The organism is Streptomyces sp. Y20 (genome assembly GCF_043195475.1).
GTDB lineage: Bacteria > Actinomycetota > Actinomycetes > Streptomycetales > Streptomycetaceae > Streptomyces.
Genome location: NZ_JBIDDP010000005.1, coordinates 490,765 through 504,627, shown reverse-complemented (window position 1 = coordinate 504,627; position 13,863 = coordinate 490,765). Strand labels below are relative to the sequence as shown.

The following is a 13,863-nucleotide window of genomic DNA, read 5'->3' as shown; positions in this document are numbered from 1 at the left end:
CGCGGGGCTGGTCACGGTGATCAGCCGAGGATCACCCTTTCAACGGCAACGCGCCCTCGGCGGAGGAGCCGGCGCGGCGCGCACGCGCCTGCGGCGTTATTCACAGGCACCGGTGCGGGCCCCTGACCTACCCTCCGGTCATGGACAACCCCAACCCTCCCGACGCGCGCGAGCGGTCCCGGCAGCTGATCGGGCTGCTCGCCGACACCGGCCGGCTGCGGGCCTTCGCCGCGGTGGCGCTCGGCGCCCGGAGCCCCGAAGAGGTCGCCGGGGCGGCGGGTCTCCCGGCGAAGGCCACGGCCCTCGCGCTGTTCAGGCTGCGTGAACAGGGTGCCGTGACCGACGGCGCCGACGGCGGGCTCGCCGTCTCCTACGACCTCCTGCGCGACCTGGCCCGCTGTGAGCAGCCCGCGCGGCCGGCCGGCCCGGACGTGATCACCGCCTTCGTCCGGGACGGCCGCCTGCTACGGCTTCCGGCCCGGTGGACCCGCAAGCAGCGCGTACTGCGGCACATCGCGGAACAGACCTTCGAGCCGGGCGTCGCCTACCCGGAACGCGTCGTCAACGAGCGCCTGCGCGCCTGGTGCGAGGACTCCGACGACATCGACCATGTGACCCTCCGCCGCTACCTCGTCGACCTGCACGAACTGCGCCGGACCGACGGCGTCTACGAACGCGTGCCGACCGGCACCTGACCGCGACCGTGCCGACCGGCACCTGACCGTGACCCGGCCCGCCCGGCACCTGACCACGACTGTGCCGACCGGCGACCGGCGACGCGTGGTCGCCCCGGACCCGGAGGCGGGCCGAGCGGGCCCGAGGGCGCCTCGGGCAGGCCGCCGGCGTCGGGCTGACGGCCGCCGGTCTCAGGGCAGCCGGCGTATCGGCGCGCCGTCCAGCCACGCCCGGACGTCCTCCACCGCCTGGCCGTAGTACGTCGTGTAGTTGGCGTGGGAGACGTAGCCGAGGTGGGGGGTGGCCAGGAGGCGGGGCGCGGTCCGCATGGGGTGGTCGGCGGGCAGCGGTTCGATGTCGAAGACGTCGACGCCGGCACCCGCGATCCGGCCCTCGTGCAGCGCGGCCAGCAGCGCGTCCTGGTCGACGATCGCCGCGCGTGAGGTGTTGACCAGGTAGGCGGTCGGCTTCATCAGCGCGAGTTCGGCGGCGCCGAGAAGACCGCGGGTACGGTCACCGAGGGCCAGATGGACGGAGACGAAATCGCTCGCGGCAAGCAACTCCTCCTTGGACTTGGCCAGTTCCACCCCGGCCTCGACGGCGCGCTCCTCCGTGAGGTTCTGGCTCCACGCGCTCACCCGCATCCCGAAGGCGAGCCCGACCCGCGCCACCCGGCTGCCGATCTTCCCGAGCCCGAGCAGCCCCAGCCCGCGCCCGTGCAGATCGGCGCCGACGGTCGACTGCCAGGGCCCGTTGTCACGCAGCGCGGTGCTCTCCTGGACGATCCCCCGGGCGAGACCGAGCAGCAGCGCCCAGGTCAGCTCGACCGGCGGGGTACTGGCGCTCGCCGTACCGCACACGGTGACGCCGTGTGCCTCGGCGGCGGCGTAGTCGATGACGCTGTTGCGCATCCCGGAGGCGACGAGCAGCTTCAGCCGGGGGAGGCGGGCGATCAGGGAGCCGGGGAAGGGGACGCGTTCGCGCAGGGTGACGACGATGTCGTAGTCGGCGAGGGCCGCGGCGAGCGCGTCCTCGTCACCGAGGTGCTCGCGCAACGAGACGACTTCCACCCGCTCCCCGAGCACCGACCAGTCGGCCGACTCGGTGGCCACCCCCTGGAAGTCGTCCAGCACCACACAACGAAGTCGCACGTCGTCTCCCTTCCGCCGACGACTCTAACGACCGCCCCACGACGGGGTGCACCCCCGGGTGTGCGGGACGCCAAGGGCGGCGGCGAGGTCGGCGCGGACGTCGGAGGGGTCTCGGCGGGCTTCTCCGCCGAGGGACGGGCCGGCCCCGGCGCCGAAGCCGGCCTGGACCTCGGCAAGAACAACGAGGGCGCGTGGAAGTTCAGTACCAAGGTGGGCCTCTCTCCCGCCCTCGGCGGTGAGCGGGGCTTCGACTTCGGCGTCGACCCGGGAGTAATCGCCGACACCGCGGGCGACCTGGCCGGTGCCGTCAGCCGTGGTGCGAGTTCGTCCAGTCGCAGGCGTACTTCCTCATGCTCGACGTCGGCGACCCGCGCCGACGGGTCGTGCTCCGTCCGATGTTCACCGCCACCGCGTCCCAGCGTCCCGCCCTGCTGGCCGACTTCCGCGACCTGGTGCGCAGCGTTTTCTCTGTCAAGTTCAGCGTGTCGAAATGAATCGTGGCCCCAGGGTGGCCGCTGCGTAACCCTGACTTGGTTGGCGTGGGCGGAGAAGAGGGCATGGAGGAGCGAGCCGGGCCGGACGGCCCGGCTCGTTGAGGGTTGCCCGGCGGGCTGGCGAATTATGCGAGACCAGAGCTGTTGGGAAGTACCAGTGTCGAGTGCGTGTGGAGCGTGATGCGCACCGGTGTGAAGGTGGTGGCGTCCACCGGCGACTCACCGGTGCCGGTATTGCGGGCGTAGCGTGGGTGGGCGCCTCCGCTGATCTGCCAGCGTATGCGGTGGCCGACGGGGAAGCGGTGGGCGGTGGAGCTCATCCGCACAGTGACCTGCGAGGGCGCCTGTTCGGCCGTCCGTAGCCGGCCGAAGCCGTCGCAGATGTTGACGGAGCGGCCTTGTGGGTCTACGTCGCACAGGCGTGTGAAGACATCGGCGTGCCCGGTGTCCGTGGAGATGCTCAGCCGTGCGGAGACGGGGCCCAGGATGTCCATGGGCTCGGTCAGTGGTGGACCGGTGAATGTCAGGACGTCGTCTCGGGCCTCCAGAGTGGCGTTGTTCCGGGGACCGGCGGTGCGGGAGAGCAGTGGGCCGCCCAGCGAGGGGGTGGGGTCGGCCGGGTCGTAGCGGAACGCCGCCACGGGTGCGGAGTCTGCGGGGGCCTGCCGGGTGAGATGCCCACCGGGGATGGGGTGCCACGAGGTGGCCGCCGCAGCCGGCGGCCAGTCGTCGAGGTCCCGCCAGGTGTCTTCGCCGCCGATGTGCACACGCACCGCGGTGGGACGCAGGCCGGAGGGACCGGCGTACAGGTGGGCGCGCAGCCACGCGAGGCTCTCGGCGAATACCTCGGGCCATCCTTGCTGCAGGGCCGAAGTGTGGGTCCAGGGACCGACGAGCAGGGCGGTCTCACATCCGGCCTGGCGCAGCCGCTCGTACTGCTCGAAGGTCTGGTCGACCAGTGCGTCGTGCCATCCGGTGATCAGAGCCGTGGGCACGCGGAGCCGCTCCGCCGATTCCGCCAACGAGGCGCCGTGCCAGTAGGCGTCCTTGGCGTCCGGGTGGGTCATCACGTCGTCCAACCAAGGAAGTTCGCTGCCGAAGGCTGACACGTACGCCCTACGCAGGGGCTGCGCGGTGGTGACGTCGCGCAGGCGGCGCTGCAGGCGCAGCGTCGCCTTGAGGAACGGTGCCATGCCCTGGTGCTGGTAGTTCATGCCCACGCCCACGGCGAGGGCGTTCTCCAGGCGAAGCGCACCGCCTGCGTGGAACAGGGCGTAGGGATCGTACAGCCCTACTTGCACCACCATTGCCTTCAGTTCTGGCGGTGGGTCCAAAGCGAGGGCCCATTGCACGTAGCCCAGGTAACTGGGGCCGACGGTCCCCAGTGTTCCGTTGAACCAGGGTTGCTCGCGCAGCCAGGACACCGTGGCCTGGCCGTCGGCGGCCTCGTTGCGCCACAGATCGAACATGCCGCCCGAACCTCCGGTGCCGCGGCAGCTCTGCAGGATCACGTGGAAGCCCTGTTCGGCGAAGAGCAGGCCGAACTGGGGTGACCACGGCAGGCCTCGGCCATAGGGCGAGCGGACCAGGAGGGTGGGGAAGTCGCCCTGGGCGCGAGGGAAGTAGTGGTCAGTGAGCAACGGGCTGCCGTCGGCGGCCGGCACCAACAGTCCCGGCTCCCATCCGGCCTCGTGCCGCTTCGCCGGCAGACCTCGCCAGATCGCCCTCATCATCCGGGAGGACAGCGGCGGTTTTCCGGCGGGTGGCACCCAGGCTGGTCTGGCTACGGCATCGGGCGTGCGTGATGGCATCTTCCCCTCCTCTATTCTCGTACGATGTACGAGAATAGAGGATGCTTGGATGACCTTGGCAAGAGCCGCCTCAACAACCAGGGGAAGGAGTGCGAGGCCATGTCCAGAGACGGAAAGTCCGGTGCCGAGAGCGTCGATCCCGAACAGCTCTGGTTGCGTCCCACCGAGCCACGCAGGGGCCGCAGGCCCTCCTTCAGCCGGGAGGCGATCACCGCGGCAGCCGTCACTCTGGCGGACGCGGAAGGGCTCGACGCGGTCACCATGCGGCGGGTGGCCGCCGAGGTCGGGGCGGGCGTCATGTCGCTCTACAGCTACGCCCCCGACAAGGAGACGCTGCTGGAACTGATGGTCGACCACGTCAGCGGCGAACTCACGGTCACGAACCCACCGAGCGGCGACTGGCGTGCCGATCTGAAGACCGTGGCCCGCCTGCAGCGCGCCCACATGCTGCGCCACCCTTGGCTGCCCGCCGCCCTGTCCACCCGTCGCGTTCCGGGCCCCAACACGCTGGCCTTTCTGGAACACGTGCTCGCCGTCCTGCGGCCCACCGGGCTGGACGGTGCGGCGAAGCTAGAGGTCTTCGCCCAGATCACCGCATTCGTGGCCGGGCACGTCACCCATGAGATCGCGCACGCCGCAGTCTCACGATCACCGGACCGGGCCGCAGCCGAGGGCCGCTACCTCGCCGCTGTCGCCGCCGACGGCTGCCACCCGGAACTCGCCGAAGCCCTTTCCGCTCCCGGACGCCCCCTCACTCCCGACGCCACCTTCACCCGGTTCCTCAACCGCCTGATCGACGGCCTCGATACTGACTGATGCGCCACAGCTGTGACTGGCGTCCCGCCCGCGGCGCCTCCGAGGAACAGACCGTCGGCTTGTCCACGGCCACGGCCGCTACGAGGGCTGCCGCCACCTCCGTTTCGGCGGCAGCCCGGCAACCCACCGAGGGGGGCCTGCGCGGGCAGCGCGCGGATCACAGCATGGCGGTCGGCGAGCTGCTGGCGAAGGTGAAGGGACCGCCCGGGTGAGGGCGCGACGCCGTAGCGGGTCACGGGCAGCGGGCGAGGCTTGTGCCGCCGGGACTGCCCTTCGTAGGTTGGCCCCATGGGACTTTTCGGCAAGCTGACCGGCACCCAGCACCCGCCGCAGGGCGTGCCGCCGGTCCCGGGGCAGGAACTGCGGTCGGCGCTGCTCGGACTCAACCAGCCGGAGGTTCCGTACGTCATCCGGTACGGCGGCGGTGAGCAGTGCGACCTGCTGGCGGAGTGGCGGCTGACGGAGCCCGCCTGGCAGCAGGTCTTCCTGCAGTCCCAGATCAGTCACGCGGTGCGGATCCGGATGCGACTGGACCACGAGGAGCACGAGGTGCGCGTCCTCGAGGAGCAGTGGGAGCTGAGCCGGATCGGAACGCCTACCAGGCTCCAGGTGACATCGGAGTACACGCGCGGGCCGAGCCGGACCGTCAGCCGCCAGTGGACCCTCGGACGCGGGGCCGACGGCCACGTCGAGGCGACGGAGACCTTCCGTTTCGACAGCGCCCGGATGCGCGAGCCGCTGCGCGACACCGTCCTCAAGTCCGGCTGGACCTGGCGGGGAGTGGTGTTCGGCAAGCTGTGAGGCCGCCGGCCACGGCGCCCCCTGCCGTGTCGTCACAGGACACGGACGCCAGGCCCGCACGGTCCCGGAACCATTCCACGATCGGCCGCCCCGCCGATTGCACCGTGGGTCCGGTGGCGTCACTCGATCCCGAGGGGCCCGAAACCCAGATCCTCACGCATGAGACGACGCATCCGAGCCATGGCCGTACGACGCGTCCTGACCAGGGAAGCTTCCTCGGCGGAGCCCACCGCCACCCCCCGCGCGTAAGCGTCGCGTATCGCGCGCAAGCCGTGAAACGCCTCGTTACCCGCCGCCACGACCTGCGGCGGGCCCACGAGCCAGAGACGTTCACTGGCTGTGTAGAGGCCGGTGCCACGGACGGCCTCCCTCACGGCCGCATCACGCGCCGACTCGGACATGTGGTCGCCCAGGGCCACGGCCCGCATCTCCTCTCCCGCCGCCTTGAGGGCGGACACGAACTCCGTGTACACCTCACGCCGCACTTCCCACGCATGCCTGGCCTCCTCCCGCCGCCACCGGTTGCGATCGGCGAGCATGGTGGCTGCGATGCCGATGACGGCACCGGTCAGGGTGGAGAGAAGCGGCATCCAGTCCATGCGCCGCAGCGTGTCTCAATCGGTGCACCGGCACCAGTGGCTCTCGCTGTGGAAGCGAGCGCCGAGTCCCTTACGAGACAGTGTCGATGACGGCAGATCGGGATCTCGTGGACGATGTCGCAGTGAGCGGTGGGCGGAGACTTCCGCGCGTGTTCCGGACCGCCGGACCGGAAGCGGCGGCTGGAAGTCGCGGGTGATCTTCCGAACCCCGGGTGGCGGCTGACCCACCGGTCGAAATCTGCCGGCTGGCGACGGACCCACGTCCGACCCCCGGCCGACGACGGTCAGCCACGATGATGGGGCGCCGACCGATCACGCGCGTGTATGCCTCGCTCCACCCCCTCCGGGCTCAGCCACGCTGCTGGTGTCCTGATCACTTCGGTCAACGTGGGTGATCCGCCAGAGGTCTCGTTCTTTCGTCATCGCCGCCAGGGCGAACCGCTGGACGACTGACAGGGCGACGTTGACGTGCACATTAATATGTGCAGGTCAAAGGAGGGGGAGCATGGTCGCAGTCAGGCACACGTGCCCACATTGCGGACACGGCACGGGCCGACTGATGCGCGTCAAGGACGAGGGCGTTTCCAACTGCGCGCGTTGCCACAAGAGTGACTGGTCGCGCCGGTTCCCCTTCCCTGAGTCGGATCCCCAGCAGGCGACGCGGCAGGCCCGGGAAGCGCACCGTGCAGAGATGAACGTTCGCCTCTCCGACTGGTTGTCACGCAACGTCCGGTCCACCCAGGACGACATTCTCGAAGGCAACGCGCAGTCCATCCGAGTCAGGATCCCCGAACACATCACGCCGCCACCGCCACGTCGCCCGGAGAGGGAACAGGAGCGACTTGTCGCGCATGTCCGCGAAAGGAAGTCCACCGGAACCAACGGTGCGCGAGGCGCGAGAAACAGGGCGAAGAAGCACCTCTTGGCCTGCGGGGTCCTGCTGGCAGGGGTGGTGGCTTGCATCGCCATCGGCGCGGAGGCCGCTGGAGGTGACCAGGCAAAGGCCCCATCCGCCAGCCCCACAGCATCCGGTGTCGTGACTGCCTCTCCCTCGGTCCCGTCCTCTGTGCCTGCGTCGCCTGCACGGAAGTCACGCCCTGCGAAGCCGCTGAGGGACTACCAGGACTGGAACCTTGCAAAGGCTGTCGCGGAAGCCCGCGAGCGCCACGTCAGGTTGGTGAAGTACACAGACCTCAGCGACCTGAACCGTAGTCCGGTTCACCTCGGCAACTGGAAAGTGTGCTGGCAATCGCCCGACGCTGGTGCCAGGACCTCCGGATCTGTCACGTTTGCGGTTCTGAAGACGAATGAGGCGTGCGCCTCGCCGCCGGTTCCCGGCTCCGATGACGAATCGTCCTCGAAGGCCAGTTCTGGTTCCAGCTCGGGTGGAAGCACGTCGACGACCGCTGACTCGACCGGACCGGACAGCTCCACCGCGACGGAGTTGTGCGGCATCCGATCCAACGCCGGTAACTGCTATCACGCAGGCCAGTTCTGCCGGAACATCGACGTGGGAGCGATAACCACGGACGCAGCAGGGCGTGAGATCACCTGCGACTATGAGGCCGGCGCTGATCGGTGGCACTACTGACAACCCGATGAGCTGCGTAACGTCCTTGACTCAGGCGGCGCGGCTGACCCAAAGCTGAGATACAAAAGCAATCTGTGAGGGGGCGTGACGGATTGCCGGGCGCACGTGAGTACCCCTGCCCGCCTGTGACCGGGGTGGGCTTGAATGAATGGGCGGGTTCCTTCTCGAGTCCGGCCCGGGCCGGACGGGCCGTGAACAACGCGCTTCGCGACGGCTGCCTGCCCTACCGGGGTGCGGGCGGCATGCCGCTTGCCGTGTCGCCCTGCATCGGTCCAGCAGCCGTCCGTTAGGCTCGCGTCGCCCACAAATGTTGCGATATGCACGGAAGGCAGGACGGCGACGGAGATCAACCGAGAGCGCCTGCTCAGAACGCTGACGTTTTGGCTGCGGCCTGCGTTCGCGCTGCGGGTCGTCAACCGGTTTCAGAAGATCTCGGGTTTCGACCGCTCGATGGCCCTGGCGTCCAGCGCCTTGACGGCATTGGTCCCGCTATCCATCCTCCTTGGCACTGTCTTCGCGCACTATGACGCCGCAGAGCGGATCATCAAACGCTACGACCTCACCGGTGCAGGTGCCACGGCAGTCCGCTCGCTGTTCTCTTCTACCGAAGGGACCAGCGCGGGCTTCGGCATTTTCGGCGTCGTGTTCCTCATGATCTCGATGCTGAGTTTCACGCGCGCCGCGCAGCGGCTCATCGAACAGGCATGGGAGCTCAAATCCCTCAGCGTGCGCAACACGCGCAACGGCTCGTGGTGGATCCTGGCGCTCGGTTGCTATGCCGTGGTCATCACGTTGATCTCCGCGCTCCTTGGCGGGTACGCGTTGGGCCTGGTCGCCCTGATGTGTGAAGTACCGGTGACCGCAGCGTTCCTCGTGTGGAGCGGCTGGATCCTGTCGGCGAAGCGGATCAGATGGCCGGACCTGGTTCCCTTCGGCGTCACCGGCGCCGCTCTGACGGCGGCCTATTCAGTGGGCGCGACCGTCTATATGCCGCATCTCTTCAACTCTTCCGCGGCACGCTACGGGGTGGTCGGTGCAGTTTTCGCGATGATTTCCGCCCTTTTCTCAGTCATGCTCGCCCTGGTTGCATCGGCGGCACTGGGACGGGAGGTGCGAGACGAACTCAGCCGAATCCGTGAAGGCCACCGCCCTTCCGACCGTGAGGTCCGACAGCAGTGGGACAACGTGGTCGAGCAGACTCGGTCACGGTGGCGCACGGCACGGGAAGAGGTCTCCCATCACCAGATGAGGGGGTCGAACCAGTGAGGGTCACGGCAGGCCACCCTAGGCATCCACGTTGCCGGTGTCATCAGCCAGGAAGGGCTTGTGACGCGGCGTGTTGAACCACGCCGAACCGTGAGAGGTCTCGCTGCCAGCCCTCATCGACGTGGCCACCGTCTGAGATGCGAGGCGCAGCACAAGTGCGGGCCGACTGCCTCCAGCCTGCGCCCTTGCCCGGCATCCGGAACGGCAGTGTCGAGACCCACCACCCACCCCGTCTCCACACACCGTGGAGCCGGCGTGGTTCATGGCGTCCAGGTGGAGCGCGCCACTGTACGAACGCCCTGGACGCCATGGGTCGCGTCTGCTCGGCTCCGCCTCGGCCGACGGTGTGCGGGATGGGAGCCCTCGGCGTCCGCCGCAACGGGCCCGCAGCCGGACCCAAAGCCGGGGACGGCGCCCCCTTCATCCCGGTGCCGGCCGATCCCCCGCCGGAAGCACTGCTCTGACCGCAGGCCGTGATGTGCGGTGATCGGCTTATGGCCACCGGCCCTACCCACCAGTGGGCGCGCGTCGGCGCAGCGCGGACGGAGCGGGCCGGAGGCAGGAGCGGCGCCCGCGGCGGAGCCGGGAGCACGCCCGGCGGACGGAGCGCAGCCGGGGCTTGATGATGGAGAGGAAGGCCTGTCCCGCTGGGACGAGGTGACTGCCGTCGTGGCTGCGTACGTCGGGGCCGTTGACGGACCGAGTTCCAGAAGCGCGGGCTCTGCGCTTCCAGGCCGTCGATACGCCTCGACGACCCCGAGGGGCCCGGGACACCGCCGCCCGCCTGGGCCACGGTCGACCTGCTCACCGAGGACGTCGACGTGCCGAGCGTTGCGCACCGCTGCCGGGCACTCGTACACGTCCGTCTCCGTACCGGCCGCCGGTGACCAACCCGCCCGTGCGTTCCGCTGGGGACGACAGCTCGACGTCCGCCCGGTCAAAGCATTCGCGGACAGCTCCGACATCACGGGAACAGGCCGTTGCCTCCTACGTGGCCGATTACGCCACAAAGCTGCCGAGAAGACCGGCACCCCGGACCGCCGCATCGGTAATCTTCCCGAACTCGACCTCCACGGCGTTCCCGGCCACACCCGGCGGCTCATCACCGCCTGCCGCGACCGCGACGCCCCTGTACCCGGACCGACGGCTTCGGACCTGGGCGCACATGCTCGGCTTCCGCGGGCAATTCTCGTCCAAGTCGCGCAGCTACTCCACCACCCTCGGCGCCCTCCGCCAGGAACGCGTCGACTACCGCGCCGACCCGCGCCGCTCGAGAGGCGTCCGCCCGCCCGGACGCCCATCCTGCGGCAGCACGTCGAGGGTGAGCAGCACAAGCCGGGGGAGCTGCTGTTCCAACCGGGGGAGCTGCTGTTCCAAGGGGAGGCGGGCGGCGTCCTGGCGGGTTCGGTCATCCGCCGGGCGTGGCACAGCGCGCGCGAGGCCGTCATGCCCCCGCACGTCTTCGAGTCGCCCACCGAGAGGCGGCTGTACGACAACCGGCACACGCGCCTCACGAAGTGGTTCAACGACGGGATCCCGCCCGCCCAGGTGGCCGCCTGGGCCGGGAACAGCGTGCCGGTGCTGCTGTCCACTTACGCACGGTGCGTCGAAGGGCAGCTGCCCGACCTGAAACGGCGCCTGGAGGCCGCGGGAGATCTCCCCGAGCCGCCTCGCGCAGGCTGATGCCTCTCGCCGAAACTTCGACACGTATTCGACACGGCCACCCGCGAAAACCCGGTGACAGCCGGACGGCCCCGGAACCTCCCCATGATCGTCGGGGGAGTGTCCGGGGCTCCGTCGTGGCGAGTGAAACACGCACTGACCAGCAAAAATGCCCTCCCAAAGGAAGGGCGGGAACTTGCGCCCCCGGCAGGACTCGAAGCTGCGGCCAAGCGCTTGGAAGATGCGGGCAGGCCCTACAGTCCGGGTCCGGCGGCTCCCCGTCACCTCCGAGACGAACTGCTGGCGGCCGTCACCGTCTGCGGGCGTTGCCGTCAGCGTTGCCGTCATTGCCCTGCGACTAGGAGCTGGGCCAGACAGACTTGGTGATGTTCTGGCACGCGGTCTGTTGACGCCGCGCTCCATGCGGCGTTGGATCTTCCCTGCCCGTGCGGGTGTACGGGTAGAGAGCTGGGACGATGACCGAGGACGCCAGGCCCGGGCTGATAAGGGTGGTGTACTTCCAGCAGACGTGCGCATTGATGCTGGGCGGCGGCGCGGTACTGTCCGAAGGGTTGCTCCTGGTCTTGATCGGTACGGCTCACCGGCTGGAGACCCTCTTGGTGGGAGCACTTGCGGTGGCTCTTGTGTCCGTGATGCTTCTACCGCTGCGCTTCCGTCTCCGCGCCCGGCTTCGCCGCACGTACGAGCATGCCGTGCGGATCGACAGCGCCGAAGAACAACCGCACACCGGCCAGGAGGCGGCGCAGCGGCTGTCGCTACGGCGCACGGCCGGATTCGTGGGTGGAGCGGTCTGTTGGATGATGCTCATTGGCCTGGCATCGCATCAGCTGATGCCGCCGCTCATGCTGGTTCCGGTGGCCGTGGCCCAGTGGGCGCAGTCCCGGGCGACCGCGAAATGGGAGCGGGTGAACGGGGCAGACCTGTGGCAGACCGTGCCCGGGCTGCTGGGTGCCCGAGGCCCGGTGTTTCGTGTGCCGGCAGAGCGCGATTTTTGAAGCCACGGCCTTAGGGGCCGCCACTCCCGGCACCGCTTCAGGAGAGAGGATGGATGATCGCGCACCTGAGCTGCGGCTTCGCTGGCTGAAGAAGTGAGCGGCTACTGGCCTGTCGCGCACCGGGGTTGACCGTGGTTGACCCCTGCATCTGGCACGGTTGTGGCACGAACCTCAGCCGACGACAGTCAGCCACGATGGCGGGTGCGCCGGCCGACCACGCACGCGTATGCCTCGCTGCACCCTCACCGGCCTCGGCCACGCCGCCTGTTCCGTCGACCAGAGCAAGCCGCGACGGCAGCCCCGTAACGGGGGGTGCCTGAGCCCTCAGCTTGGGAAGCTAAGCGCATCCAGGGCTTGCTCCGGAGCTGACCTGCGGAGGAGCGGTGTTGGTGCCCGGTGGGCGGTCGAATGGGTCCCCGGTGTTCCCCGTGGTTCCCCGCACGATCTGGCACACATCTGGCACGTACGACCACCCGGGCTGAGAGGCTGAGCCGGTGACTGACGATGAGGTTGTCGAGGCGTTGCGGATCGTAGCCCGGGCGGGGACTTTGCCACCGCCCGCAACACCGGAGGCTGTCGTCGCGGCGGAAGAGGTCATCGGGTTCCCGCTGCCCCCTCTCCTGCGGCGCCTGTACGTCGAAGTCGCCAACGGCGGATTCGGCCCGGACGAAGGAGTCCTGGGGGTGAGCGGTGGGGCCGCGCAGGGCAACTTTGCGGACATCGCCGAGCTGTACCAGGACGGCCCGGATCCGTCCGGCCGCATCCCGGCTGGCCTGGTGCTGATCTACGACTGGGGCTGCACCATCTGGTCGCTCGTCGACTTCCGCGATCCTGCGGGCGCCATGTGGTGCAACCACGAAGGCGAGTGCTGGCCCCAGGGCGTGAACTTGGCAGAATGCCTGACCGGCACGCTGGCAGGAACCCTGACGGTGGAAACACTGCTGGAGAGCCAACCCACTTCGTAGACCAGCTGCCTCCCTGCCCTGAGCCGATACTTCTCCGATCGGGGTGGCGGGATTTGAACCCACGACCTCTTCGTCCCGAAGCAACTTGGGCGAGCGCTTGGCCTTGGGCTCGTGTGCCGCTCACCTGCGCTGATAGTCCGTAGGGCATCCGTGCTTGCCCGCCATTGTTCGCCTGCGTTGTCACGCAGTTGGACACTCACTTCGGGACGTGACCCCCCTGGAAGACGCTGCGCGGGTTCGACGGGGAGCCTGCTGTTCGCGTCAGATGGCTGTGCCATTCGGTCAGGAGAAACCGTGCTGCTCACGGGCGGTCTTGGGCGTACCGTCGGTCTGAACCATGGGGGTGGAAGCCTGTGCTGTACGCACACGAGGTGATCCTGAACGAATTCGCACAGGGGCGTAGACCGGTGACCAAGGGCGTTGAGTGGTTCGAGGGCCTCTCAGAGGATGGCCAGCGCAAGGTCTTTCAACGCACTGGTGCTGTTCTGCGGGCAGGCCCGCGCCTGCGAGGAGGACGTACCGGGAGCATCGCGCGTTCCGGCATCCGCCCCACCCGCACGCCGGCGGTGATGGTGACGAAGTGGCGCTTCGGGATGGAAGCACTTCCGGCCTACGAACCCACCAAGTCCTTCCGCCTGCTCGTCGCCTTCTTCAGCATCGCGGACACCCGCAGGGGGACGCTGTACTGCGCTGGGCGTAGCCAGCCTGTACCTCAGCCGACGAAAGTGAGCCGCGACGGCGGGTGCGTCGACCGATCAGGCGCGCGTGTGTCTCGCTGCACCCTCATCGGCCTCAGCCACGCTATCGGGCTTGTCGTCGACCACCGCAACTTGCGATGGCCAGCCCGTGACGACGGTGCCGGAGTCCTCAGATTGAGAAGATGCGAAGATTTCGGCCGGTTCGCGAATTGACCTGCGCATACGCGTTTTCGGCGGCCTTCGTTTGACCGTGTGGCAGACGTCACCGCAGATGCCGGGGTGAATGCAAAGGATGGAGCGTCCGTCCAGGCGGAGTGG

The 13,863-nt window shown here is 68.9% G+C and carries 13 protein-coding genes and 1 pseudogene; 11 read left to right on the top strand and 3 right to left on the bottom strand.

Annotated elements, in window-relative coordinates; translation table 11 throughout:
* Nucleotides 1-140 precede the first annotated feature (140 nt).
* On the top strand, nt 141-695 hold the full coding sequence (locus tag ACGFT1_RS16610) for a DUF2087 domain-containing protein (RefSeq protein ID WP_373909667.1): 555 nt from the start codon (nt 141-143) through the stop codon (nt 693-695).
* A 171-nt stretch (nt 696-866) separates the two neighbouring features.
* Here ACGFT1_RS16610 and ACGFT1_RS16605 read toward each other — a convergent pair whose 3' ends face one another.
* Entirely contained in the window at nt 867-1,826 is a 960-nt protein-coding gene (locus tag ACGFT1_RS16605) for a D-2-hydroxyacid dehydrogenase family protein (protein ID WP_373909666.1), read from the bottom strand.
* A 350-nt stretch (nt 1,827-2,176) separates the two neighbouring features.
* On the opposite strand from ACGFT1_RS16605, the gene ACGFT1_RS16600 reads away from it, so the two are divergent.
* Nucleotides 2,177-2,320 (top strand): hypothetical protein, encoded by a 144-nt coding sequence (locus ACGFT1_RS16600; RefSeq protein ID WP_373909665.1) that lies wholly within the window; start codon nt 2,177-2,179, stop codon nt 2,318-2,320.
* Between the two features lie 125 nt (nt 2,321-2,445).
* On the opposite strand, the gene ACGFT1_RS16595 is transcribed toward ACGFT1_RS16600, so the two are convergent.
* Nucleotides 2,446-4,131: a CocE/NonD family hydrolase gene (locus tag ACGFT1_RS16595; protein WP_373909664.1), complete on the bottom strand. Its 1,686-nt coding sequence runs from the start codon at nt 4,129-4,131 to the stop codon at nt 2,446-2,448.
* Between the two features lie 99 nt (nt 4,132-4,230).
* On the opposite strand from ACGFT1_RS16595, the gene ACGFT1_RS16590 reads away from it, so the two are divergent.
* Together ACGFT1_RS16590 and ACGFT1_RS16585 are read left to right on the top strand one after the other, a co-directional pair.
* Entirely contained in the window at nt 4,231-4,947 is a 717-nt protein-coding gene (locus ACGFT1_RS16590) for a TetR/AcrR family transcriptional regulator (RefSeq protein WP_373909663.1), read from the top strand.
* 288 nt (nt 4,948-5,235) lie between these two features.
* Nucleotides 5,236-5,748 carry a hypothetical protein gene (locus ACGFT1_RS16585; RefSeq protein WP_373909662.1) on the top strand — a complete coding sequence of 171 codons (513 nt, stop codon included), beginning with the start codon at nt 5,236-5,238 and terminating at the stop codon, nt 5,746-5,748.
* A gap of 119 nt (nt 5,749-5,867) precedes the next feature.
* On the opposite strand, the gene ACGFT1_RS16580 is transcribed toward ACGFT1_RS16585, so the two are convergent.
* Nucleotides 5,868-6,347: a hypothetical protein gene (locus ACGFT1_RS16580; protein ID WP_373909661.1), complete on the bottom strand. Its 480-nt coding sequence runs from the start codon at nt 6,345-6,347 to the stop codon at nt 5,868-5,870.
* Between the two features lie 691 nt (nt 6,348-7,038).
* Here ACGFT1_RS16580 and ACGFT1_RS16575 point away from each other — a divergent pair.
* The 7 genes and pseudogenes from ACGFT1_RS16575 to ACGFT1_RS16545 all read left to right on the top strand — a co-directional run bounded on the left by ACGFT1_RS16575 (nt 7,039) and on the right by ACGFT1_RS16545 (nt 13,758).
* Nucleotides 7,039-7,938 (top strand): hypothetical protein, encoded by a 900-nt coding sequence (locus ACGFT1_RS16575; RefSeq protein ID WP_373909660.1) that lies wholly within the window; start codon nt 7,039-7,041, stop codon nt 7,936-7,938.
* Nucleotides 7,939-8,388: 450 nt separating this feature from the next.
* Nucleotides 8,389-9,204 carry a hypothetical protein gene (locus ACGFT1_RS16570; protein WP_373909659.1) on the top strand — a complete coding sequence of 272 codons (816 nt, stop codon included), beginning with the start codon at nt 8,389-8,391 and terminating at the stop codon, nt 9,202-9,204.
* Nucleotides 9,205-10,087: 883 nt separating this feature from the next.
* Nucleotides 10,088-10,429: pseudogene (locus ACGFT1_RS16565) on the top strand (replication initiator); the annotation flags it as partial.
* A 221-nt stretch (nt 10,430-10,650) separates the two neighbouring features.
* Nucleotides 10,651-10,887, top strand: a complete 237-nt coding sequence (locus ACGFT1_RS16560) for a hypothetical protein (RefSeq protein WP_373909722.1) — start codon at nt 10,651-10,653, stop codon at nt 10,885-10,887.
* A 455-nt stretch (nt 10,888-11,342) separates the two neighbouring features.
* Complete coding sequence (locus ACGFT1_RS16555; protein WP_373909658.1) at nt 11,343-11,882, top strand: hypothetical protein; 540 nt, start codon at nt 11,343-11,345, stop codon at nt 11,880-11,882.
* Nucleotides 11,883-12,376: 494 nt separating this feature from the next.
* Complete coding sequence (locus ACGFT1_RS16550; protein WP_373909657.1) at nt 12,377-12,847, top strand: SMI1/KNR4 family protein; 471 nt, start codon at nt 12,377-12,379, stop codon at nt 12,845-12,847.
* A 371-nt stretch (nt 12,848-13,218) separates the two neighbouring features.
* The gene (locus ACGFT1_RS16545; protein WP_373909656.1) at nt 13,219-13,758 is read left to right on the top strand and encodes a DUF5958 family protein; all 540 of its coding nucleotides are present in this window, start codon (nt 13,219-13,221) and stop codon (nt 13,756-13,758) included.
* Nucleotides 13,759-13,863 lie beyond the last annotated feature (105 nt).